Genomic DNA, 23,511 nt, shown 5'->3' on the forward strand with positions numbered 1-23,511 from the left:
ACGCGGGGCGGAATGCTATCAGGGCGCGATGCCCTGACCACAGCCGCGATACTGCTCGCCGTCGATGCTCAGGGTGACCCGCGCCGGGAAGGGCTGACCGCTCATGCTGTCGAAGCAGGCGCGCGCCTCGAGGCGCAGCTCGAAGGGGGTATCGGCCCGGCCGCTGGCCAGGATCATGCGCCCCTCGCCGTTGTCCAGGGTCGTCACCCGGTAGGGCAGGGTCATCTCGCGCTCGCCGTAGTCCAGCACCAGGGTCGCCTGGGGCCGGTCGCTGGCCAGGTTGACCACCCAGCCCGGCTCGTTGCCCCGGGCGTGGAACATGGTGCCAGGCCGCTGGCGACGGGTGAGCACCTTCTGGGTCAGGTCGCGGGTGCAGTCGAGCCGCCCGGTGGCGCTCTCCACCACCGCCTCGTCGCCCTTGTTCCAGAAACTCAGCTCGCCCTGCTGGTAGCGGGCACCGCTGGCCACCACCGCCGGCGGCATCCGGTAGGCCCCATGGGCGGACCAGAGTCGCAGCTCCTCCTCGGTCGCCGCGGTGACCAGGTCCTGGGCCGGCGTGCAGCGCCAGGCGGTAAGCGTCCCGGCATCGCCAGGGAAGAAGAGCGAAGGCATCAGCGGCGCGGAGGGCTGGGCCTGGGTAGCACTTCCGTCGCGGGAGGCCCCGCGATCGGCGACCTCGGGGCGGGTCGCCGCCCCGTCCGGGGTGGCAGCGCAGCCGGCAAGCCACAGGGTCGCCCCCAACAGGACGAGGGGGCGGGCGGAAGCGGTGTGACGAGACATGGCGGCTCCTTGCGTATCGACGATATTCCTTGGGCCCCAGCATACCAGCCGCCCTGCCCCTGCGCGCCGGCACCCGGCTCAACGCTGGGCGTCAGCCGTGACGACGCCTCAGCTCCCGGGCCGCCTCGACCATGTTGGCCAGGGCCGGCTCCACCTCGGCCCAGCCGCGGGTCTTGAGGCCGCAATCCGGGTTCACCCAGAGGCGCTCGACTGGGATGCGCTCGGCGGCCTTCTCCATCAGCGCGACCATCCAGGCCACCTCGGGGATATTGGGCGAGTGGATGTCGTAGACCCCCGGCCCGATGGCATTGGGGTAGGCGAAGTCCTGGAAGGCATCGAGCAGTTCCATGGCCGAGCGCGAGGTCTCGATGGTGATCACATCGGCGTCCAGGGCGGCAATCGACTCGATGATGTCGTTGAACTCCGAGTAGCACATGTGGGTGTGGATCTGGGTCTCGTCGCGCACGCCCGACGCGGCCAGGCGGAAGCACTCGACCGCCCAGTCGAGGTAGCCCTGCCACTCGGCACGGCGCAGCGGCAGCCCTTCGCGCAGCGCCGGCTCGTCGATCTGGATGGCGCGGATGCCGGCCGCCTCGAGGTCGACCACCTCGTCGCGCAGCGCCAGGGCGATCTGCCGGCAGGTGGTCTCGCGGGGCTGGTCGTCGCGCACGAAGGACCACTGCAGCAGGGTGACCGGCCCGGTGAGCATACCCTTCATGGGCCTGGCGGTGAGCGACTGGGCGTACTCGCTCCAGCGCACCGTCATCGCCGCCGGGCGCACCACGTCACCGAAGAGGATCGGCGGCTTGACGCAGCGCGTCCCGTAGCTCTGCACCCAGCCGAAGCGCGTGAAGGCATAGCCGTCGAGCTGCTCGCCGAAGTATTCGACCATGTCGTTGCGCTCGGGCTCGCCGTGTACCGGCATGTCGATGCCCAGCGCTTCCTGGCGGGCCACCACCCGGGCGATCTCCTCGCGCATCCGTGCCTCATAGGCCTCGCACGAGAGCTCGCCGGCCTTGAAGGCGCGCCGGTCGGCGCGGATCTCCGCCGTCTGGGGGAAGGAGCCGATCGTCGTAGTGGGGAACAGCGGCAGCGCGAGATGGCGCTGCTGGGCCACGGCACGCTCGGCGAAGGGGGACCGGCGCCTGATATCGGCCGCCGTGATTCCGGCCATCCGTTCGGCTACCTCGGGGCGATGCAGGCGAGGCGCCTCGCGACGCGACTGCAGGGCCCGGCTGGCGGCCTCCACGCGGTCGCGCTCTGCGGCGGTGGCGCGGCCGTCCAGCAGGCGCGCCAGGGCGGCCGTCTCGTCGAGCTTCTGTCGGGCGAAGGCCAGCCAGCTGCCGAGTTCGGCATCCAGCGTGGTTTCCGCGGCCAGGTCCACCGGCACGTGCAGCAGCGAGCAGCTGGTGGCGATCCATAGCCGCTCGCCCAGGCGCATGCGCGCCGTGGCCAGGCGTTCGCGCAGCAGGGCCAGGTCGGCCCGCCAGACGTTGCGCCCGTCGATGGCCCCCACCGAAAGCACCTTGTGGGGCAGCAGGCGGTCCAGCACCGCCTCCAGCTGTGCCGGGGCACGCACCACGTCGATGTGCAGGCCTTCCACCGGCAGGCCCACCGCCAGCGAGAGGTTGTCGCCCAGGCCACCGAAACAGCTCGCCAGCAGCAGCCTGACGGGGGCCGCCTGCAGGCGATGGTAGGCGCGCTCGAAGGCCTGCCGCCAGGCCAGGGGCAGGTCCTGCACCAGCGCCGTCTCGTCGAGCTGCACCCACTCGACGCCCTGCCCGGCCAGCCGCTGCAGGACCTCGACGTAGACATCGAGGACGCCGTCGAGCAGCGCGAGCCGGTCGAAGTCGTCGCCGGCATCGCTCCGCCCCTTGCCCAGCCACAGCCAGGTCAGCGGGCCGGTCAAGGCCACCTTGACCGGGTGGCCGGCGCTCCGGGCCTCATCCACCTGGTCGAACAGCCGGCTGCTGGCCAGGCGGAAGCGCTGCCCCGGGCGCAGTTCCGGGACCAGGTAGTGATAGTTGGTATCGAAGTACTTGGTCATCTCGCAGGCCGCGGCCGGCTCGCCGCTGGGAGCCCGCCCCCTGGCCATGCGGAAGGCGGTGTCCAGCGCCACCTCACCGCGCGCCACCTCCTCCTCGGCACCGAAACGGGCCGGCACCGCCCCCAGCAGCACCGAGACGTCGAGTACCTGGTCGTAGAAGGCGAAGTCCCCCACCGTGACCAGGTCGAGTCCGGCCTCGCGCTGGGCCGCCCAGTTCGCCAGGCGCAGGTCGCGCCCGATGGCCTCCAGGGCCTGCTGGTCGATGTCGCCCTGCCAGTAGGCCTCGGTGGCGCGCTTCAGTTCGCGATCCGCGCCGATGCGCGGATAGCCGATAACATGAGCCAGCGTCATGATGACGTCCTTTCTGCATGAATGATGCCGGGAAGTCTCGCTGGCCAGGGGGAGTGAATCAAACTAAACTTCCTAATCTTGAAGATGAATCAGGCTCACTCGAATGCTCGAACTCCGTCACCTGCGCACCCTGGTCGCCCTGCGCGATGCCGGCTCCCTGGTGGAGGCCGCCGAACGCGTGCACCTGACCCAGTCGGCCCTCTCCCACCAGATCAAGGACCTGGAGGAGCGCCTGGGCAGCCCGCTGTTCCTGCGCAAGAGCCGGCCGGTGGAGTTCACCCGGGCCGGCACGCGCCTGCTGACCCTGGCCGAGCAGGTCCTGCCGCTGGTGCGCATGGCGGAGCGCGACCTGGCCCGGCTGGCCGGCAACGAGCGGGGGCGGCTGCACATGGCCATCGAGTGCCATAGCTGCTTCCAGTGGCTGATGCCCACCATCGACCACTTCCGCGACCACTGGCCGGAGGTGGAGATCGACATCCCCGGCGGCCACCACTTCGACCCCCTGCCGGCGCTGGCCCGCGAGCAGCTCGACCTGGTGATCACCGCCGACCCTCAGCCGCTGCCCGGCATCCACTACGAACCGCTGTTCCGCTACGAGGGCCTGCTGGCGGTGGCCCGCCAGCACCCCCTGGCGGGTCGCCCCTTCGTCACGCCCGCGGAGCTGGCCGAGGAGACCCTGATCACCTACCCGGTGGAACATTCCCGGCTGGACGTCTTCACCCAGTTCCTCGATCCCGCCGGGGTGCGGCCGAAGGAGGTACGCACCGCCGAGCTGACGATCATGATGATGCAGCTGGTGGCCAGCGGACGCGGCGTCTGCGCGCTGCCCAACTGGGCGCTCACCGAGTACCTGGAGCGCGACTACGTCAAGGCCGTGGCCCTGGGCGAGAAGGGGGTGTGGAGCACGCTGTTCGCGGCGATCCGCGAGGAGACCCGCGGCGCGCCCTGGATGGAGGACTTCCTGCGCACCGCCCGGGAGACCTCCTTCGCGGTGCTGGAGGGGATCAGGCCGGCGTAGCGTTGCGCCGCGGCAGCAGCAGGGTGAAGCGCGCCCCGCCAAGCGCGGCGCTGACATCCACCATCACGCTGCCGCCGTGCCAGGCCATGACCTTCTGCACGATGGAGAGCCCCAGGCCGTAGCCGCCGGAGCGGCGGGTGCGGCTGTCGTCCAGGCGGGCGAAGGGCTTGAAGACCTCGGTGCGCGCCGCCGCGGGGATGCCGGGGCCATCGTCCTCCACGTCCAAGCGCACCAGCCGGGGTTCGCTCTGCAGGCGGATCACCACCCGGCTGCGGGCGTGACGGCAGGCATTGGCCACCAGGTTCTGCAGCGCCCGCTGCAGGTAGCGGGGCTCCGCCTGCACCTCCACCTCCGGCCCCTCGTCCAGTTCGATGCGGATGTCGCGATGCAGCGGCCGCAGCGCCTCGATGACCCGCTCGGCCATGGCGCGGCAGTCGACCAGCGAGGTCTCGAACTCGGCACCGTTGGCCGTCTCGCTGCCCAGCCGGGCATAGGTGAGGATCTCGTCGATCAACTCGTCGAGCTCGGTGATGTCGCCATCGACGCCCTCCAGCTGCCGACGGATCGCCGGATCGTCGGTCATGTCCTCGACCATCTGCACCGCGAAGCGGATGCGCGCCACCGGCGTGCGCAGCTCGTGGGAGACGGCGCGGATCATGTCCTGCTGGGCACGCAGCAGCGACTGCACCTGGGCGGCCATGCCGTTGAAGGCCATTCCCAGCCGCCCCAGGAAGTCGCCGCTTTCCACCTTGACGCGGGTATCCAGGCGCCCGCCGGCGATTCGCGTGGCCGCCAGCTCCAGCCGCGCCATGCGCGCCTCCACCCCGCGCACGATCAGGTAGATGATCGCCGCCAGCACGCCGAGCAGCAGCACCAGCAGCAGCAGCTGCAGCGAGACCGGCAGCGGCTCGAAGGCCTTCACCGGGCCGATGGCCAGCCAGCGGGTCTGCGGGTCGCTGCCGGGCATCAGGCGGTACATCGCCATGGACCAGCGCCCCGGCAGCAGGCGGATCACCACCTCACCCTCGGCCAGCCGCGCCAGCTGGCGGGTATCCAGCCCCTCGGGCGGGGAGTCGCTCAGCTGCAGCGGAATGCCGTCACCGGCGACCCGCTCCAGCTGGGCCCGGCGCGCGTCGCCAGACAGCTGGGCGAGCCACTCGGCGAGCAGCTCGGTGAGCCCGCGCAGCTGCTGCTCGCTGAGGCTCGCCACGTCGACCTCCAGCAGCCGCTCGCCACCGGGCAGCAGGCGCTGCAGGCGCCAGCCATGCTCGCCCCGAGGCATGACCAGCACACGGCCACGCTCGAGGCGCGAGCGGGAGAAGTAGTTCAGGGAAAGATCATCGACCGACACCAGCCGCAGGGTCATGTCGAGCTGTTCTGAGCGGCTTGCCAACCACGCCTCGCGCCCGGACTCGGGCAGCGAGTCGACCCAGGCGGTCAGCACCCGCATCGGCGGCTCGACCAGCTGCTCGCGATAGTGTTCGCGGCGCACCTGGTCGACCATGGCCAGCCCCAGCAGGGCCAGGCCGAAGGTCAGCAGCAGCGCCAGCGCCAGCAGGACATAGACGCGCAGGAAGGTGCTGTCGGCCAGGGTCCGACGCATGGTTCAGCCGTCCCTGACGAAGAGGTAGCCCTTGCTGCGCACCGTCTTGATGCGGTGCGGCTGGTTGGGATCGTCGCCGATCTTGGGACGAATGCGCGAGACACGCACGTCGATGGAGCGATCCTGACCGTCGTACCTGATGCCGCGCAGGCGGTCGAAGATCTCCTCGCGGGTCAGCACCCGGCCGGCGTTGCTGGCCAGCAGCCAGAGCAGGTCGAACTCGGCACTGGTCAGGTCGATGCGCTCGCCGTCCAGCCAGGCCTCGCGGGTAGCGTTGTCGATCACCAGGTCGGCGAAGGTCAGTCGGGTCTCCTCGCCGACCTCGGTCGGCTCGGCACGCCGCAGCAGGGCGCGCATGCGTGCCAGCAGCACCCGCGGCTGCACCGGCTTGGGCACGTAGTCGTCGGCGCCCATCTCCAGGCCCAGCACCTGGTCCATGTCGTCGGTGCGCGCGGTGAGCATCATGATCGGGCCGGGGTACTCGCTGCGCACCCGGCGGCAGATCGACAGGCCATCCTCGCCCGGCAGCATCAGGTCGAGGATCACCAGGTCCGGCTGCAGGGAGAGGATCCGCTCCACCCCGCGGGCGCCGTCGGCCTCCACCGTGACCCGGAAGCCGTTGGCCTCAAGGTAATCGCGGGTCAGGCCGGCCAGCCGCTCGTCATCCTCGATGATCAGCACATGATCCTGTTCCTGGGCTTGCAAGCTGTCGTCCATCCTCTGTTCCATCCCGGCGGGCAGGTGAGCGGTCGCGGGGCTCCCGCTGTCGGGAGCCAACGCCAATAGCTAAAGGATACCCGAAATCCGGCATTCCGCCTTCCCGTCTCCACACGGCGACAGCGGGTGTCTCCGTGGCCCAACGGCGGGGCCTGGCGACGGGCGCCATTCTGCCCCACGGATGGCCACAGCCGATCCACAGGTTATCCACTTGATGGGGGCCGAAAAGCACACTATCTTGTGTCTCGATCCGACAGGAACACTACATCATGTGCCTTAGCAACCGGCAGCATGCCTGTCAACCGTCGCCCGAGAGGCGGCCTTCGACCATTCGACTCACCAGTCAGGGACCCCCGGCGCCATGGATACCATTGCCACACCGGACGAGCCGTCCGTTTCCGTCACCGCACCCAAGGCCCTGCGCGTCATCAAGCGCAATGGCGATGTCATGCCCTTCGACGCCGACAAGATCGCCGTCGCCATGAGCAAGGCCTTCATCGCCGTGGAGGGCGACAATGCCGCCACCTCCTCGCGGGTGCGCGACTTCGTCCGCCAGTCCACCGAGAGCATCGAGCAGACCTTCCTGCGCCGCATGCCCGACGGCGGCACCATGCACATCGAGGACATCCAGGACCAGGTCGAGCTGGCGCTGATGCGCGCCGGCGAGCAGCGGGTGGCCCGCGCCTACGTGCTCTACCGCGAGGCTCACGCCCGGGCGCGGGCCGCGGCCGGTGGCGACATCGTCAAGCCGCACCCCAGCCTCAACGTGACCCTCGCCGACGGAACCACCCGCCCGCTGGACCTGGGCCGCATCGAGACCCTGGTGTCGGACGCCTGCGAGGGGCTGGCCAACGTCGAGACCCAGAAGATCGTCGACGACTCGCTGAAGAACCTCTACGACGGCGTGACCGTGGACGGCGTCTCCCAGGCGCTGATGATGACCGCCCGCACCCTGGTGGAGAAGGACCCCGACTACACCTACGTCACCGCCCGGCTGCTGCAGGACAACCTGCGCCGCGAGGCGCTCTCCTTCCTGGGCATCGCCGACGAGGCCACCTACGGCGAGATGGCCGAGCTCTACGCGCCGGCCTTCAAGGCCTATATCGCCAGGGGCATCGAGTTCGAGCAGCTCGACCCCAGGCTTGCCGAGTTCGACCTCGAGCGCCTGGGCGAGGCGCTGGACCACCATCGCGACAACGCCTTCACCTACCTGGGCCTGCAGACCCTCTACGACCGCTACTTCATCCACCGCGACGAGGTACGCTACGAGCTGCCCCAGGTGATGTTCATGCGGGTCGCCATGGGCCTGGCACTGAGCGAGGACGACCGCGAGGCGCGGGCCATCGAGTTCTACGAGCTGCTCTCGAGCTTCGACTACATGGCCTCCACGCCGACCCTGTTCAACGCCGGTACCGTGCGCAGCCAGCTCTCCAGCTGTTACCTGACCACCGTGCCCGACGAGCTCGACGGCATCTACAGCGCCATCCGCGACAACGCCCTGCTCTCCAAGTGGGCCGGGGGCCTGGGCAACGACTGGACGCCGGTGCGCGCGCTCGGCTCCTGGATCAAGGGCACCAACGGCAAGTCCCAGGGCGTCGTCCCCTTCCTCAAGGTGGTCAACGACACCGCCGTGGCGGTCAACCAGGGCGGCAAGCGCAAGGGGGCGGTCTGCGCCTACCTCGAGACCTGGCACCTCGATATCGAGGAGTTCCTGGAGCTGCGCAAGAACACCGGCGACGACCGCCGCCGCACCCACGACATGAACACCGCCAACTGGGTGCCCGACCTGTTCATGAAGCGGGTCTTCGATGACGGCGAGTGGACGCTCTTCTCCCCGGCCACCTGCCCGGACCTCCATGACCTCTACGGCGCGGCCTTCGAGCAGCGCTACGAGGAGTACGAGGCGATGACCCGCACGGGGGAGCTCAAGCTCTACAAGCGCGTCCGCGCCAAGGACCTGTGGCGCAGGATGCTCTCGATGCTGTTCGAGACCGGCCACCCCTGGATCACCTTCAAGGACCCGTGCAACCTGCGAAGCCCCCAGCAGCACGCCGGCGTGGTGCACAGCTCCAACCTCTGCACCGAGATCACCCTCAACACCTCGGCCGACGAGATCGCGGTGTGCAACCTGGGGTCGGTCAACCTGGCCCAGCACGTGGTCGACGGCGAACTCGACGGCGAGAAGCTGAGGAAGACCGTGCGCACCGCGCTGCGCATGCTCGACAACGTCATCGACATCAACTACTACGCGGTGCCCCAGGCCAGCCACTCGAACGCCAAGCACCGTCCGGTGGGGCTCGGCATCATGGGCTTCCAGGACGCCCTCTACGCCCAGGACATCGCCTACGCCAGTGACGCGGCCGTCGAGTTCGCCGACCGCTCCATGGAGCTGGTCAGCTATCACGCCATCGAGGCCTCCAGTGACCTGGCCGCCGAGCGCGGCCAGTACCAGAGCTTCGAGGGCTCGCTGTGGAGCCAGGGCATCCTGCCCATCGACTCCATCCAGAAGCTCAAGACCGAGCGCGGCGAGAAGTACATCGAGCTCGACGAGAGCGTCACCCAGGACTGGGACCGGCTACGCGACAAGATCGCCGGCCAGGGCATGCGCAACTCCAACGTGATGGCCATCGCTCCGACCGCCACCATCTCCAACATCTGTGGCGTGACCCAGTCCATCGAACCGACCTACCAGAACCTCTACGTGAAGTCGAACCTCTCCGGCGAGTTTACGGTGGTCAACGCGCCCATGGTCAACGACCTCAAGGCGCGCGGGCTGTGGGACGAGGTGATGATCAACGACCTCAAGTACTACGACGGCTCGGCCCAGCCCATCGACCGCATCCCGGACGACCTCAAGGCCAAGTACGCCACCGCCTTCGAGGTGGAGCCCAAGTGGCTGGTGGAGGCCGCCGCCCGCCGCCAGAAGTGGATCGACCAGGCGCAGTCGCTGAACCTCTACATCAAGGGGGTCTCCGGCAAGAAGCTCGACGTGACCTACCGCATGGCCTGGTTCCGCGGCCTCAAGACCACCTACTACCTGCGCGCCCTGGGCGCGACCTCGGTGGAGAAGTCCACCGTCGACCGCGGCACCCTCAATGCGGTGAGCAATGGTGCACCGGCGCCTTCGGCCAGCCCCGAGCCGGCCGCCGAGCCTCCTCGCCTCGAGCCGCGCGGCGTCGAGGACTTCCTGCAGGGCAAGGGCGGCCAGCGCGCACCGAGCGCCGGCGAGATCGACGAGCTGGGCTGCGAGGCCTGTCAATAAGCGCCAAGCGCCAAGCGCCAAGCACCAAGCGCCAAGCGCCAAGCGCCAAGCGCCAAGCGCCAAGCGCCAAGCGCCAAGCAAGAGAGGGAAGGCTTTGCCCTCCCTCGCGTCAACCACCAATCCTGGCCGAGGCGCCGAGCGCGTCCGCCACATCATCCGGACCACCACCGGGAGAGAAACGATGCTTAATTGGGACGAGTTCCACGAAGACGAGACCACGGTCGCCGAGCAACCCAAGCCGGCTCCCGCGCCTCAGCCCGCCGCCGAGCCCAAAGCTGAGCCCGCGCGCGAAGCGGCCGTGAAAGAGAGTGCCGGTCGCTACGTTGCGGCCGACGAGGATCGCCTGGCACGGGCGCGCAAGTCACTCGACGAGCTCGACGTGGCCGCCGGCCTCGAGGAGCTGGAGATGGGCGCGGCGCGCATCGAGGTCGACGACAAGCAGATGATCAATGCCCGCGCCGACCTCAATCAGCTGGTGCCCTTCAAGTACGAGTGGGCCTGGCAGAAGTACCTGGACGGCAGCGCCAACCACTGGATGCCCCAGGAAGTGAACATGAACGCCGACATCGCCCTGTGGAAGAGCGCCGAGGGCCTCACCGCGGACGAGCGTCGCATCGTCGAGCGCAGCCTGGGCTACTTCTCAACGGCGGACTCGCTGGTGGCCAACAACCTGGTGCTGGCGCTCTACCGCCTGATCACCAACCCCGAGTGCCGCCAGTACCTGCTGCGCCAGGCCTTCGAGGAGGCGATCCACACCCACGCCTACCAGTACTGCGTGGAGTCGTTGGGCATGGACGAGGGCGAGGTCTTCAACATGTACCGCGAGGTGCCCTCGGTGGCCGCCAAGTCCGCCTGGAGCCTCAAGCACACCCAGTCGCTGGCGCGCCCGGACTTCAACACCGGCACCACCGAGACCGACCAGGAGCTGCTGCGCAACCTGATCGCCTTCTACTGCGTCACCGAGGGCATCTTCTTCTACTGCGGCTTCAGCCAGATCCTCTCCATGGGCCGGCGCAACAAGATGACCGGGGTGGCCGAGCAGTTCCAGTACATCCTGCGCGACGAGTCCATGCACCTGAACTTCGGCGTGGACATGATCAACCAGATCAAGATCGAGAACCCCCAGCTGTGGACGCCCGAGTTCCAGGACGAATGCACCCAGATGATCCTCGAGGGCACCGAGCTGGAGATCGCCTATGCCCGGGACACCATGCCCCGCGGCGTGCTGGGCATGAACGCGGCGATCATGGAGGAGTACCTGCACTTCATCTGCAACCGCCGCCTGGCGCAGATCGGCCTCAAGGAGCAGTTCCCCGGCGCGCAGAACCCCTTCCCGTGGATGAGCGAGATCATCGACCTGCGCAAGGAGAAGAACTTCTTCGAGACCCGCGTCACCGAGTACCAGGTGGGCGGCGCACTGAGCTGGGATTGAACAGAATGGGAATATGATGACGCCCTGTCCGGCCCTGCCGGGCGGGGCGTTTTTCATGGCCCGGCAACAACAGGCACAACACCGGAGGGCAATCCGATGCATGTAACCCAAGCCGTAGCACGTCGCGACTCCCGGGCGTGGCAGTCCGCCCTGGACCAGGCGCTCAGCGCCCATGACAGCGAAGACGCCCTGGCCCGCTATCCCCATGTGGCCTTCGCCTTTCCGTCGTCATCCCCCAACCCCTACTCGCGGGACTATCCGCTGCTCGACTACCGGGAGCTCAAGGAGTGGGCGACCTCGCGGGGCTGGCGGGTACGGCCGGCCCCCGAGCACGCCCCCGACGGCGAGAAGTACAGCCCGCCGGTGCGCTTCACCCGGCTGCCCCAGGGCAGCGCGCGTCCCGCTGCCGCGCCGAGGCGCCATTGAGCCACCCCGCCCGGGACCTCTGGCCGGAACCAGTGCCAGCAGCCAGATCGTCGAGAGCCCAGCGCTTGGCAGTCTCGGTCTGCGCCCACGTTGGGCAAAGCAGAGATTGGAAAAGACGCACTTGCAGGAAGGACTCTAAAAAGTGGACAGGAACCGGCAGCCGTGAGGTGATACCGAATACAGGAGCCCCTCTCTATCATCGGGATGTCGAGAGGGGCCGGCAACAGGGGCTACAGCTGATTGCCTTCCTGGAACTCCAGTAGCTCGAAGGTCATGTCGCCGTCGGAGTTGTATTTTTTCACCGTATCCTCAGCTTTCAACAGTGTAAGGCAACGCAGGCGCCCTTGGTCGTTGGTCATCGAGAGGCAAACGCGGTCATCGTCGGTGATACCGTAATAGCCGGTATCGGACCAGTCGCCATCGATCATTTTTCCGGACAGTACGTTATCCTCGCTATAGTGAAACAGGAACCGATTGTCTCCCGATTTCGCGGTCACCGTCTTGCTAACGATCAGTTCGGCAATTTCATCAGATGTAAGCTGTGTCGCCCCGGCTTGCAGGGCGACCTCTTGTTCCGAGGCCGACGCTGTGCCGGCAGTTGCCACAAGAACGGAAACCAGCAGTGTCCCGATCCAGGTCCTCGCGGTCATCATGCCCTTTCCTCCTTAGTTGTCAGACTTGAGAAAGCGCGTCAGTGGCTGTACGGACGACGCAGTCTTCGTTCCTTGACGACGGGAGATTCTCCTCACGGTCAATCTTTCACGCCACAAGCCCAAGTCACTCGGTAGCGCCTTCCTAGCTTTGCTTTGCTCATCTCCCGGCCTTGTCGATCCGCCAATGGGAGATTTACCCAGCGATTACCGGCGGACATTCATGCCCCCTCCCCCGCCTTGCGGCCCATCCATCCTGCTGAGTTGCCGAAGGACATGAAGGTGGCTGGTAGATACTTCTCACCCTAGCTCAGGGGGGCCAGTTGCGCTTGGTCCCAACCGGATCGGGAAGATGCTCCGCACCCCCGCCGGGAAGGCGGCTGCTACCGCCAGCTCAGCATCAGGAAAAGTCCCACCACCATCCCCGCCAGGTGGGCGAAATGCGCCACACTCTAGCGGGTGCCTGCTATACCGGACCATAGCTCTACGAGGCCGATGACGATCACGAAGTACTTGGCCTTCATGGGAATCGGCGGGATCAGCAGCAATATTGAGCAACAATTACTCTGGCCGTTCGTATTGCCTCACGAGAAAAGGTTACTCTGCTGCCTCATCAGGAATGTTACCAAGGCCAGACCCAACTCGCCCCCAGCACGCACAGGAAATAGTAGACGGCGAAGCGCTAGCTGCCCCAGTCGCGCTTCAGGGGACTGCCGAACATCCACAGCACGAACATGTTGATGAAAAGATGAAAGAAGCTTCCGGGGAGGAAGGCATAGCGCAGCAACTGCCAGAGATGGAACTCGCCCGCCAGTCCGCTTCACCCGGCTGCACCAGGGCAGCGCGCGTCCCGCTGAAGGGCCGAGGCGCCATTGAGCCACGCCGCCCGGAGCCAGGACGATGCGGCGGGCGGGGCACCGAGCCGGCATTGATTGCCGAGGGCCAGGAGCGCTAATGTGGGGGTGAGGCATCCAGGGACGACACGGAGGGCTCCCCCATGACCGAGCGCAAGGCCAGAAGCGTGATCACGCGGGTCTTCGTACCCGCCCACGTCCGCGACCTGCCCAACGGCGAGCGGGTGACGATACCCGGCCATTACAAGGCCCCGCCGCCCCGGCGATAGCCTCCCGCCATGCAGCAGCCCATCATCGGCTACCACCTCGACGAGGAGGGCCACTGGGTCGCGGAACTCGCCTGCGGCCATAACCAGCACGTCCGCCATCAGCCGCCTTGGACCGAGCGTCCCTGGGTGACCAGCGAGGCCGGTCGGCGCTCCCGTCTCGGCCTCGCCCTCGAGTGCGTAAAGTGTGATCGTGGCGAGCCCCGTGACAACCCGCGCAGCGACTAGACTGGGGATAGCCACCACCCGGAGATGCCCCATGGCCGCATCCCGCGACACCCCGACACGCTACCGCGAGAAGCGTGACCCACGCCGTACCCCCGAGCCCATGGAAGATGGCCGGGAGAGTGACCGACCGCGCTTCGTCATCCAGCAGCATGCCGCCTCCACCCTGCACTACGATGTCCGCCTCGAGGTCGATGGCGTGCTAAGGTCCTGGGCCGTGCCCAAGGGCCCCTCCACCGACCCGCGGGTCAAGCGCCTGGCGATCCCCACCGAGGATCATCCCCTGGCCTATGCCGACTTCGAGGGCGTGATCCCCGAGGGCGAATACGGCGCCGGAACCGTGCTGATCTGGGATCGCGGCCACTACCGCAACCTCGCGGACCACGCCTCGATCGCCGAGCAGCTCGAAGACGGCCATGCCACCGTGTGGCTGGAAGGGGAGAAACTGCGCGGGGGCTATGCGCTGATACGCACTCACCTGGGGCAGGGGGAGGGCTGGCTGCTGGTGAAGATGGAGGACGAGGCCGCCGATGCGCGACGTAACCCCACGTCCACCGAACCCGCGTCCGTGGTGTCGGAGCGCACCCTGGAGAGGATCACCCGCGAGGCGGGCCGGGACCAGTCCTGAGCCCGGAGAGTCCGCGACGCCCGCGGCCCGGATGGACCGCGAGGCGCCCGCCGATGCGGAGGGAGGAAGGCCGGGGAATCGCTATCCCTTGGGCCCGAACAGGAACCAGATGATCAACCCGATCAGTGGGAAGAACAGCAGTACCAGGATCCAGATCAGCTTGGAGAGCCCGCTGGCCGGGCTCTTGGCCACCTTGACGACGGCCCAGATGACGATGATCAGCCAGATCAGGCCCAGCAGGCCGCCTACTTCGATACCCATGCGACATCTCCTTGTCGGTTTCCATTTGGCGAAGTGCCGCCCTTAGAGGTAGCACAGCGGCCGCGAAACGCACAATCGCGGCCGGTAGCGATTTGTCAGCATGGGTTACGGGCAAGGCGCTCATTCGGGCAGCAGGTGCCCGACCTTGACGTAGATCAGCGCGCCGTCCTCCCGCGTGAAGGGCGTGTGCTGGCTGCGATGGGGGCTGCGCAGCCAGCTGCCGGCGGGATAGGCCCCATGCTCGTCATGGAAGGTGCCCTCGAGGACCAGGATCTCCTCGCCGCCCCAGTGGGCATGGGTCTGGAAGCGGGTGTTGGGGGCCCAGCGCACCAGCGCCACGTGCTCGCCCTCGAAGTCGTGCAGCGGCAACACCTCGAGCCCGTCGACGAGCCCGGGCCGCCAGGGCTCGGCGCGGGTGTCGATGACCTTCTGCTGGGTGTCGTCCGGCGAGAACTGGTGCAGCTTGACGAAGATCAGCGCCCCCTGAGCGCCCACCCGCGGGGCATGGGCGGTGCCGATGGGGTTGCGCAGGTAGTGGCCCGCGGGGTAGCGGCCATGCTCGTCGGCGAACTCGCCCTCCAGCACCAGGATCTCCTCGCCCCCGCCATGCTCATGGGTCGGGAAGGTACTGTCGGGCGCATAGCGCACCAGGGAGGTGGCCCGGGCCACCTCGTCGCCGACCCGGTCGAGCATCATCCGCTCCACCCCCGGGGTAGGGGATTCCACCCAGCGGTACTGGTCGGGAGTGATTACCGCACGGCGACTGAAGTCGGCATTGAGTCGCATGATGCCCTCCTACTGACAGGGGCTCCGGGACAGGGCCTCTCGATGCCGAGCCGCTGACCTGGCCCGACGCTTGCATGACCACCGCGTGGCCTCCATCGGTTAGCATGGGGCTCCCCACCGCCATTCGCAAGGAGTCGCCCTTGGCCATCGACCTGCTGCTCAATGCGCTGATCTTCCTCACCGCGGCGGTGCTGATCGTGCCGGTCTTCAAGCGCCTGGGGCTCGGCGAGGTGCTGGGCTACCTGGCCGCGGGGGTGGTCATCGGCCCCTCGGCCCTGGCCCTGGTGGCCGATGCCGAGGCGGTGCTGCAGTTCTCCCAGGTCGGCATCGTCTTCCTGCTGTTCGTGATCGGACTGGAGCTCAAGCCCTCGCGCCTGCGCGTGATGCGCAAGGCGGTGTTCGGCTTCGGCAGCCTGCAGGTGGCCATCACCACGGCCCTGCTCTCGCTGGCGGCCTGGTGGCTGGGGCTCTCTCCCGCCGCGGCGCTGGTGGTGGGCTTCAGCCTGGGGCTCTGCTCCACGCCGCTGGTGCTGCAGCTGCTCGGCGAGCGCAAGGAGCTGCAGACCCGCCACGGCCGCAATGCCTTCGCCCTGCTGCTGTTCCAGGACCTGGCGGCCATCCCGGTGCTGGTGATCATCCCCATGCTGGCCGCGGATAGCCTGCTGGCCGATGGCCTGATACCCCTGCTCGAGGGGGTGCTGGTTGCCGTCGGCGCCTTCCTCGGGCTGATCGTCGGCGGCCGCTACCTGCTGCGGCCGCTGTTCCACTATGCAGCAGCGACCCGCAGCCGCGAGGTGTTTGCAGGCACGGTGCTGCTGGTGGTGATCGGCGCCGCCCTGCTGATGGAGCTGGCCGGGCTCTCCATGGCGCTGGGGGCGTTCATCGCCGGCGTGCTGCTCGCCGATTCGAAGTACCGCCACAACATCGAGGCCGATATCGAGCCCTACCGCGGCCTGCTGCTGGGGCTCTTCTTCATGGCGGTGGGCATGACGGCCGATATCCGCCTGATCGGCGAGATGCCGCTGGTCGTGCTCGGCCTGACCCTGGGGCTGGTGCTGCTCAAGGCACTGGCCATGCTGGTCGCTGCCAGGGTCCACGGCACCGGCTGGAAGGATGCCGGCAACCTGGGGGTGCTGCTCTCCCAGGGCGGCGAGTTCGGCTTCGTGCTGCTCTCCGCGGCGGCCACGGCCGCCCTGCTCGACCCGTCGCTGGTCAGCCTGCTGATTCTCGTGATATCGCTCTCCATGGCGACCACCCCACTGCTCTTCCAGCTGCATGTGCGCGGCCTGCGCCGCCTCTTCACCCGCCCCCGGCCGAAGCGCGCCTACGACACCCTGCCCGACGATGCCCCGCAGATCATCATCGCCGGGTTCGGCCGCTTCGGGCAGATCATGGGGCGCGCCCTGCAGGGGCTGAAGATCCCCTACACGGTGCTCGACATCAACGCCGACCAAGTCGAGGTGGTGCGCCGCTATGGCAACAAGGTCTACTACGGCGATGCCTCGCGCATCGACCTGCTCAAGGCCGCCGGCGCCGACCGGGCCCGGGTGCTGGTGGTGGCGGTGGGTGACCCCGAAGCCTCGATGCGCATCGTCGGCCAGGTGCGGCGCCAGTTTCCCCATCTTCAGCTCTATGCCCGGGCGCGCAACCGTCACCATGCCCACCTGCTGATGCGCGCCGGAATCACCCATATCGTGCGCGAACTGCTGCCCGCCAGCCTGGAGCTGACCCGCGACGCCCTGATCGGCCTGGGCATCCCCCGAGAGCAGGCCCAGCACACCATCGATACCTTCCGACCCCACGACGAGCAGGCGCTGCTGCGCCAGCTCGAGGTGTTCGGCAACGAGCAGCAGCAGATCCAGACCATCCAGGAGGCCGCCCGGGAACTCGAGACGCTCTACGAGGACGACGAGGAGATCGCCACCCGGGTGGAGGAGATCCCGGAGGAGCCGCGCTGAGGCGCCATCATTCGATGGCCCACCACCCCGGCAGCCGGCCCCGTATCTCGCGGCGTGCGAAGCGGTCGTCCATCAGCACCACCGTGCCCTCGTCGTCGGGCCCCCGGATCACCCGGCCCGCCGCCTGCACCACCTTGATCAGCCCCGGGATGCGGTAGGCGTAGTCGTCGCCTTGACCGAAGCGCGCCGCCAGGCGCGCCTTGAGGGCCTCGTTGAAGGGGTCGAAAGGCGGCAGGCCCAGGGTGGCGATGAAGGCGCCGACCAGCCGCTCGCCGGGCAGGTCGATGCCCTCGGCGAAGGCCCCGCCCAGCACCGCGAAGCCGATCCCCATCCCGCCTGGCGCGAAGCCGGCCAGGAAGGCGTCGCGGGCCTCCTCGCGCATGCCGCGGGTCTGGGCACGCACGGGAATCTCCGGGTGGGCCTCCTGCAAGCGTGCCAGGGCCGCCTCCAGGTAGGCGAAGCTGCTGAAGAAGGCCAGGTAGTGGCCCGGCCGGCGGCGGTACTGGCCGGCCAGTTCGGCGACGATGGGCGCCAGTGACGCCTCCCGATCGCGCAGCCGGGTGGAGATGTCGGCACGGATGCGCACTTCGAGCTGCTCGGCGGCGAACGGCGAGGCGACCTCCTGCCACACCGTGGCCGACGGCAGGCCCAGCAGGTCCCGATGATAGTGGGCGGGACTCAGGGTCGCCGAGAAGAGCACGGCAGACTGCGCCGCCGCAAAGCGCGGCGCCAGGAAGTCCGCCGGCACCAGATTGCGCAGCCCCAGCACGGCCCGACCACGGCCGTGGCGAGCCAGGTCGCACAGCGAGTGGTCGCCGAAGGACTCCGCCAGGCGGGTAAAGGCCAGCGCCTCGAAGAGCAGCTCCTGGAGCGCAAGGGTGGCCTGGTCGGGGTGCTCGCCGAGATGCTCGGTGATGGCGCCGGCGACGCCCTGCAGGGCCGCGACCAGCCCGCCGGGCAGGTCGTCGAGCACCCGGTAGGCCGGCCGGCCCGGCTCGCCGGCCTCGCTCATGCCCGCCTCCCGGACCAACGCCTGCCACTGCCGGGCCAGCCGCCCCAGGGGCCGCTGCAGGGCCCCGGGCGCCTCACGGCGCAGGCGGGCGAGACGGCGCTGGTCAAGCTCGGCGCTGTACATGCCCCGGGCCCGCTCCACCAGGTTATGGGCCTCGTCCACCAGCAGGCCCAGGCGCCAGCCGTTGGCCCGGGCGAGGCCGTGCAGCAGGGCATTGGCATCGAACCAGTGGTTGACGTCGCCGACCACCACGTCGCACCAGCGCGCCAGCTCCTGCCCCAGATAGTAGGGGCAGAGGCCGTGGTCGAGGGCTACCTCGCGCAGCGCCTCGCGGTCCAGCCAGCCACGTGCCACGGCGGCCTGGCGCGCCGCCGGCAGCCGGTCGTAGAAGCCTGCTGCCAGCGGGCAGGCCTCGCCATGGCAGGCCCGGTCGGGATACTCGCAGGCCTTCTCCCGGGCGGTGAGCTCCAGCACCCGCAGCGGGGCGGGCATGGCATCCGGGCTGCCGGCGTCTGGGCTTCCGGCGGCCTCCTTCCCGGCACCGAGGACCGCCAGAGCATCCAGCGCCAGCCGGCGCCCCGGGGTCTTCATGGTCAGGAAGGCTAGGCGGTCGAGCCCCTGGCGGGGCATGGCCTTGAGCAGCGGGAAGAGGGTGCCGAGGGTCTTGCCGATGCCGGTAGGCGCCTGGACCAGCAGGCAGCGGCCGGTGCTGGCGGCCTTGTAGACGCTCTCCGCCAGGTCGCGCTGGCCGGGACGGAAGGCGTGGTGGGGAAAGGTAAGCTCGCCGAGCGCCTCATCGCGCCGCTCGCGATGCCGGGCCTCCTGCGCCGCCCAGGCCAGAAAGCGTCGGCACTGGACCGCGAAGAAGGCCTGAAGCTCGGCAGCGCTCGCCTCGCGGGTCAGCACGGTCTCGCGGCCGGTGGTGATGTCCAGGTAGACCAGCGCCAGGGTCAGCGAGGCGAGGCCACGCTCGGCACACAGCAGCGCGCCATAGACGCTGACCTGGGCCCAGTGCAGGGCCCGCTGGTTGTCAGCCATGCGCTCCAGACGGCCGCGATGGGTCTTGACCTCCTCCAGGCGGTTGGCCGACGGGTCGAAGCCGTCGGCGCGGCCGGCCACCCGGAGCCCCTCGAAGGAGGCGGAGAGCGGCAGCTCGGCCTCGTAGCCCTCGCCGCGCCGTTTCGCCACCCGGGCATGGCCCGCGATGCCCTCCCTGGCGCTGGGGGCCGGGGTGAAGCGGTGGTCCAGGTCCCCCTCCCGGGCGGTGAAGTCGCACAGCGCACGCACCGCCACCCGATAGCCCGCCCCCTCGCTCATGCGCCGTCCCCCGCCCAGCGCACATGGCAGACCGCGGCGGGGATCTCCCGTGCATGGAAGAAGGCCAGCCAGCGCCGCTGGTTGTCCTGCAGCCGATCGCCCGGCCCCTTCACCTCGATCAGCCGGTAGCGCGGCTCATCCTGCGGGGCCTCGGGAAGGAACTGGATCAGGTCCGGCAGGCCGGCCCGGTTGGCCTTGAGGTCACCGAGCAGCCGCTCGAAGCAGGCACGCAGGTGGGCGGCCGGAAGGCAGTCCAGCGCCCGTTCGAGCAGTGCCTCGTCGAGCGCTCCCCAGTGCACGAAGGGCGAGGCCAGGCCGTGCTTCTCTTGCCAGGTGGCGCGGATCGCCTCGCGATACTCGCCCGTCTCAAGCCGGGCCAGGCAGGTCTCGAAACGGGCGCGGCGGCGGGCCACGAAGTCCTCGCGGTAGAGATCCGCCGGGCCGTGGTGAAAGGGGTGGAAGAAGGCCCCGGGCAGCGGCGCGAAGAGCGCCTCCCAGCAAAGCAGGCCGAAGAGCCCGGTGAACAGGCTGTTCTCCACGTAGTGCACCGGCGCCGCATCGCGATGCAGGTGATCGCACACCGCGGCCTCCACCGGGCCGGGCGGCAGGGTCAGGGTCCACTGTCGCGGGGCCGGCTCACGCCGGGACGCCGGCGGGGACAGCCCCAGCCGGCGACACAGCCGCGGCACCAGCCGTCCCAGCGCCTGGGCCTCCTCTTCGCTGGCCGGGGCCTTCATCAGTGGCTCGGCCAGGGCCAGGGCCGCGGCGTGCGCCCCGCGGCGCTCAAGCAGACGCAGGTGACGGATGCGCGCCTCGACGCTGCCGGGCAGATCCCCCTCCGGCCAGCCGGCCTGGGCATAGAGAGCAAGGGCCGGTTCGCCCTGCCCTTCACGCTCCGCCTGGCGGCCCAGCGCCACGCAGAGCCGCCGATGCCGCGCCGCCAGCCAGGCGTTGTCGACCAGCGGCGCGGGCAGCTCGGCACACAGTGCCGATACCGCCTCACCTGCCTCCAGGCGCTCGCGCAGGCGATGCAGGGCCAGGTAGGCGTCCACCTCCGTGCGGCGCCGGAAGGCCCGGGAGTCGGGGGTGATTGCCACGCGCTCGAAGCGCTGCAGACCGAGCTCGGTGAGCACGAACTCGGCCCAGTCCTGGCGCAGGTTTCCGAAGAACATCAGCCGCAGCCGGTCGCAGGTCGCCATCACGGCGAGGCGCACGACCCGGTCCGGCGCCGCGGGCCACCAGTCAGCGAGCCGGCGAGGCTCGGTGAGCCGCGGCGCCAGCACCTCGAGCAGCGCCGCCTTGCCGGTGGCCGCGGGGAGCCCCGCGGCGGCGATCTCGCCGGCCAGGGCACGGCGCAGTTCGGGAAGGCGCAGCTGGCGGAAGAGCGCCTCGAGGCCGAGCTCGGGGGCGGCCTCGACCAGCCCCGACGCCACCAGGGGCGCTAGCGCCGCCTCGGTGTCGCCGATCTCGGGATAGCGAAGTCGCGAGGTGCGAAAGTGCTCGCCCTTGCGCATCACCATGCGCACCAGCAGCGCCTGCGACGCCTCGGGCAGGACGGCGAACGCCGCCAGGAAGTCGTGCTCGGCCGCGTCCAGCAGGTCACCGTGGCGTTCGGCCACCCACGCCAGCACGAAGCGGAAGTTCGCCAGGTAGTAGCGCGGATCGTCCAGGGGCGCGGTGACCGGCGCGGCGGCAGGAGTACTGTTCATGCATCCATGGTATCAGCTGGCCGGGACGAGGGAAGTGGCGGAGCTGTAAGGAAGTGTCCCGTCGACCGACCCATACCGACGTGGCCAATACCGGGCGTCCGCCGACGGCCGACCTAATCCGGAGTTTCCGATGGCAATTCGTGCTCCCCGACCCATTCCGCTTCGCTACAGCGCCTTCATCGCGAGCCTGCTGGGGCTTGTCGTCACCCTTCCCGCCTGGGCTATGGGTGCGCCCTTCTGGCCCGTGCTGCCGTTCGCCGCCCTGGTCAGCCTGGGCACCTGGGACCTCAGGCAGCGGTCCCGGACCTTGCGTCGCAACTATCCGATCCTTGCCCATTTCCGCTACTGCATGGAGGGCATCGGCCCCGAGATCCGCCAATACTTCGTGCAGTCGGATACCGAGGAGCGCCCCTTTTCCCGCGAACAGCGCAGTGCCGTCTACCAGCGTGCCAAGAATATCCTCGACAAGAAGCCCTTCGGCTCGGTACTGGACATGTACGCGGAGGGCTACGAATGGATCAACCCGTCGCTGTCGCCCGCGCAGCCAGACCCGGCCAGCCTTGCGGTGGAGGTTGGCAGCGAGCGCCGCCAACCCTATCGCGTCAACCTGCTCAATATCTCCGCCATGAGCTTCGGCGCGCTATCCGGCAACGCCATCGAGGCCCTGAATCTTGGGGCCCGGCGCGGCGGCTTCTACCACGATACCGGCGAGGGCGGCATCTCTCGCCACCATCTGCAGGGCGGCGACCTGGTGTGGGAGATCGGCTCCGGCTATTTCGGATGTCGCGACCACGAGGGCAACTTCGACTCAAACACGTTCGTTGAGAACGCCGCCCGCCCCGAGGTCAAGATGATCGAGGTCAAGCTCTCCCAGGGGGCCACACACCGAAAGACTCGGGGTGTTGACACGATATAAACTATTGTAATTAAAGGCTTATATCCGCTAATCACGACGTCAGTACGTACACATGAAATACTGACAATAAACGATACCTGTATCGGTAATCAGTAATTCCCAAGAGCCCCCTTCTTTGTCTGCGCACTCCGATCCTCTCGCGTCTCAGCTGTAGCCGGGCCAAGGTGGCCTCGAAGATGACCTCATCGCGTTACTGGTTGAAAAGGTCATAGAGTTTCTTCCACGGACCATCGCACACCGGTAGTTCACGCCACTACGATCCAGAATGCCTGATCTTGCCCAGCAGCAGTGGGTGATACTGACTTTTGGCGATTGGGACATCATATATCGATTTTTGTTTGTACACGAAAACCTTCCAGGTGGGGCGCTTAGAAAAAGAAGCTTAAGAATCGAACACTTTGACACGTCGAATTTTGTCGAACAATCAAAAGATGATGTTATACACCTAGCTGGCAAAGGTGTTTAGTTAGGGTTTGATCTAGATTATTTATCTCTAGCTAATGATGCTGAAAGGACTATCATCAAGATTACCAATAGAAATAATAAGCTTGTAGAGAAATATTTACATAACACACTCAATGAGATGAGATGAGATGGAAAAGAGACTTTAGAAATACTGCCGATGAAAAAACAGATCTCGATTCGACATTCGAACCACTACAACCTTGGGAATACGATAATTTAACATCTACCTCTCATCGGATGTTCATTCCTAAAAATAGAACTGCGATATTATTTAGCAAGAGAGAGTTCACAAGCCCTCGAGACAACCTAGTGTATCAGTACACTAACGAGTCAGTGACTACAGGGATGGTTATCGCTGGTTTCCAGAATTGTATTGCCCAGAAAGCACCGTTCCTCGCTCAGTGATGTCGGACACCGCCATCAGGTCACGTAGTGACTTCCCGCCCTAACGCTATGTTAAATGACTAGGCTAAAGACACTAGTTGTGTAAACCCACCAAGTTGTTCACGGAAAGGCCCAGCCGGCTAACCGGAGAGTGGTAATCCAGACTGGCATGCGGCCGATGCCAGTTGTATTGATGGAGCCAGGCAGGCAAGTGCCTGCCGCGCTCTTCCGAACTTGCGTATGACCGAGCATAGGCCCACTCCCGTAGCGCTATCTGGATGAATCGCTCCGCCTTGCCGTTGGTGTGCGGGCTGTATCCCGGCTTATTCATGAGGCAGGGCTGAAAATGAAGATGGCGAGTGGTTTTCTCTTGTAGAATCAAGATGTTCCTGGCAGAACACGATTCAAGAGGACCACTCGCCATGGGTGAAACCCTAACGACCT

General features: G+C 67.6%; 19 protein-coding genes and 1 pseudogene. 9 read left to right on the forward strand and 11 right to left on the reverse strand.

From position 1 onward, the window contains the following. Positions 1 to 18: 18 nt before the first annotated feature. Positions 19 to 780: a COG3650 family protein gene (locus M8009_RS16790; RefSeq protein ID WP_250063335.1), complete on the reverse strand. Its 762-nt coding sequence runs from the start codon at positions 778 to 780 to the stop codon at positions 19 to 21. Positions 781 to 871: 91 nt separating this feature from the next. Beyond that, positions 872 to 3,178, reverse strand: coding sequence for a 5-methyltetrahydropteroyltriglutamate--homocysteine S-methyltransferase (metE, locus tag M8009_RS16795; RefSeq protein ID WP_250063337.1), 2,307 nt, complete (start codon positions 3,176 to 3,178; stop codon positions 872 to 874). Between the two features lie 103 nt (positions 3,179 to 3,281). Between metE and M8009_RS16800 the strand changes: the two genes are divergently transcribed. After that, positions 3,282 to 4,196 carry a LysR family transcriptional regulator gene (locus M8009_RS16800; RefSeq protein WP_250063339.1) on the forward strand — a complete coding sequence of 305 codons (915 nt, stop codon included), beginning with the start codon at positions 3,282 to 3,284 and terminating at the stop codon, positions 4,194 to 4,196. Here M8009_RS16800 and M8009_RS16805 read toward each other — a convergent pair. Both M8009_RS16805 and M8009_RS16810 read right to left on the reverse strand, forming a co-directional pair. Continuing rightward, the gene (locus M8009_RS16805) at positions 4,183 to 5,799 is read right to left on the reverse strand and encodes an ATP-binding protein (protein WP_250063341.1); all 1,617 of its coding nucleotides are present in this window, start codon (positions 5,797 to 5,799) and stop codon (positions 4,183 to 4,185) included. The two genes, M8009_RS16800 and M8009_RS16805, sit on opposite strands and share 14 nt — an antisense overlap. Before the next feature lie 3 nt (positions 5,800 to 5,802). Further along, entirely contained in the window at positions 5,803 to 6,516 is a 714-nt protein-coding gene (locus M8009_RS16810; protein WP_250063343.1) for a winged helix-turn-helix domain-containing protein, read from the reverse strand. Between the two features lie 361 nt (positions 6,517 to 6,877). Here M8009_RS16810 and M8009_RS16815 point away from each other — a divergent pair, with 361 nt between their 5' ends. The 3 genes from M8009_RS16815 (at position 6,878) to M8009_RS16825 (ending at position 11,636) form a co-directional block, all read left to right on the forward strand. Then, positions 6,878 to 9,778 (forward strand): ribonucleoside-diphosphate reductase subunit alpha, encoded by a 2,901-nt coding sequence (locus tag M8009_RS16815; RefSeq protein WP_250063345.1) that lies wholly within the window; start codon positions 6,878 to 6,880, stop codon positions 9,776 to 9,778. Positions 9,779 to 9,959: 181 nt separating this feature from the next. Beyond that, positions 9,960 to 11,210, forward strand: coding sequence for a ribonucleotide-diphosphate reductase subunit beta (locus M8009_RS16820; RefSeq protein ID WP_250063347.1), 1,251 nt, complete (start codon positions 9,960 to 9,962; stop codon positions 11,208 to 11,210). Positions 11,211 to 11,306: 96 nt separating this feature from the next. Next, positions 11,307 to 11,636 (forward strand): hypothetical protein, encoded by a 330-nt coding sequence (locus M8009_RS16825; RefSeq protein ID WP_250063349.1) that lies wholly within the window; start codon positions 11,307 to 11,309, stop codon positions 11,634 to 11,636. A 230-nt stretch (positions 11,637 to 11,866) separates the two neighbouring features. On the opposite strand, the gene M8009_RS16830 is transcribed toward M8009_RS16825, so the two are convergent. Together M8009_RS16830 and M8009_RS19345 are read right to left on the reverse strand one after the other, a co-directional pair. Beyond that, positions 11,867 to 12,289 (reverse strand): hypothetical protein, encoded by a 423-nt coding sequence (locus M8009_RS16830; RefSeq protein ID WP_250063357.1) that lies wholly within the window; start codon positions 12,287 to 12,289, stop codon positions 11,867 to 11,869. 679 nt (positions 12,290 to 12,968) lie between these two features. Beyond that, positions 12,969 to 13,073, reverse strand: coding sequence for a rhomboid family intramembrane serine protease (locus tag M8009_RS19345; RefSeq protein ID WP_430886923.1), 105 nt, complete (start codon positions 13,071 to 13,073; stop codon positions 12,969 to 12,971). A gap of 210 nt (positions 13,074 to 13,283) precedes the next feature. Here M8009_RS19345 and M8009_RS19145 point away from each other — a divergent pair, with 210 nt between their 5' ends. Genes M8009_RS19145 through M8009_RS16840 form a run of 3 tightly spaced genes read left to right on the forward strand, consistent with a single transcriptional unit; the run spans position 13,284 to position 14,259 of the window. After that, complete coding sequence (locus tag M8009_RS19145; RefSeq protein ID WP_284047877.1) at positions 13,284 to 13,409, forward strand: hypothetical protein; 126 nt, start codon at positions 13,284 to 13,286, stop codon at positions 13,407 to 13,409. A 9-nt stretch (positions 13,410 to 13,418) separates the two neighbouring features. Beyond that, positions 13,419 to 13,634: a DUF3565 domain-containing protein gene (locus M8009_RS16835; RefSeq protein ID WP_250063359.1), complete on the forward strand. Its 216-nt coding sequence runs from the start codon at positions 13,419 to 13,421 to the stop codon at positions 13,632 to 13,634. A 31-nt stretch (positions 13,635 to 13,665) separates the two neighbouring features. After that, positions 13,666 to 14,259, forward strand: a complete 594-nt coding sequence (locus M8009_RS16840; RefSeq protein WP_250063361.1) for a DNA polymerase ligase N-terminal domain-containing protein — start codon at positions 13,666 to 13,668, stop codon at positions 14,257 to 14,259. Positions 14,260 to 14,340: 81 nt separating this feature from the next. Here M8009_RS16840 and M8009_RS16845 read toward each other — a convergent pair whose 3' ends face one another. Together M8009_RS16845 and M8009_RS16850 are read right to left on the reverse strand one after the other, a co-directional pair. After that, entirely contained in the window at positions 14,341 to 14,520 is a 180-nt protein-coding gene (locus M8009_RS16845; protein ID WP_250063363.1) for a PLDc N-terminal domain-containing protein, read from the reverse strand. A 120-nt stretch (positions 14,521 to 14,640) separates the two neighbouring features. Further along, on the reverse strand, positions 14,641 to 15,306 hold the full coding sequence (locus M8009_RS16850) for a cupin domain-containing protein (protein ID WP_250063365.1): 666 nt from the start codon (positions 15,304 to 15,306) through the stop codon (positions 14,641 to 14,643). Between the two features lie 140 nt (positions 15,307 to 15,446). Between M8009_RS16850 and M8009_RS16855 the strand changes: the two genes are divergently transcribed. Then, complete coding sequence (locus M8009_RS16855; RefSeq protein ID WP_250063367.1) at positions 15,447 to 17,264, forward strand: monovalent cation:proton antiporter-2 (CPA2) family protein; 1,818 nt, start codon at positions 15,447 to 15,449, stop codon at positions 17,262 to 17,264. 7 nt (positions 17,265 to 17,271) lie between these two features. Here the strand turns inward: M8009_RS16855 and M8009_RS16860 are convergent, their stop codons facing one another. Both M8009_RS16860 and M8009_RS16865 read right to left on the reverse strand, forming a co-directional pair. Next, positions 17,272 to 19,593: an ATP-dependent DNA helicase gene (locus M8009_RS16860; RefSeq protein WP_250063369.1), complete on the reverse strand. Its 2,322-nt coding sequence runs from the start codon at positions 19,591 to 19,593 to the stop codon at positions 17,272 to 17,274. After that, positions 19,590 to 21,302 carry a VRR-NUC domain-containing protein gene (locus M8009_RS16865; RefSeq protein WP_250063371.1) on the reverse strand — a complete coding sequence of 571 codons (1,713 nt, stop codon included), beginning with the start codon at positions 21,300 to 21,302 and terminating at the stop codon, positions 19,590 to 19,592. The genes M8009_RS16860 and M8009_RS16865 overlap by 4 nt, the downstream gene beginning before the upstream one ends. Positions 21,303 to 21,432: 130 nt before the next feature. Between M8009_RS16865 and M8009_RS16870 the strand changes: the two genes are divergently transcribed. Next, positions 21,433 to 22,218 (forward strand): glutamate synthase-related protein, encoded by a 786-nt coding sequence (locus tag M8009_RS16870; RefSeq protein ID WP_250063373.1) that lies wholly within the window; start codon positions 21,433 to 21,435, stop codon positions 22,216 to 22,218. A 943-nt stretch (positions 22,219 to 23,161) separates the two neighbouring features. Here the strand turns inward: M8009_RS16870 and M8009_RS16875 are convergent. Further along, positions 23,162 to 23,383: pseudogene (locus tag M8009_RS16875) on the reverse strand (integrase core domain-containing protein); the annotation flags it as partial. Positions 23,384 to 23,511 lie beyond the last annotated feature (128 nt).

It is taken from the genome of Halomonas gemina (assembly GCF_023554995.1).
Taxonomy (GTDB): domain Bacteria; phylum Pseudomonadota; class Gammaproteobacteria; order Pseudomonadales; family Halomonadaceae; genus Halomonas; species Halomonas gemina.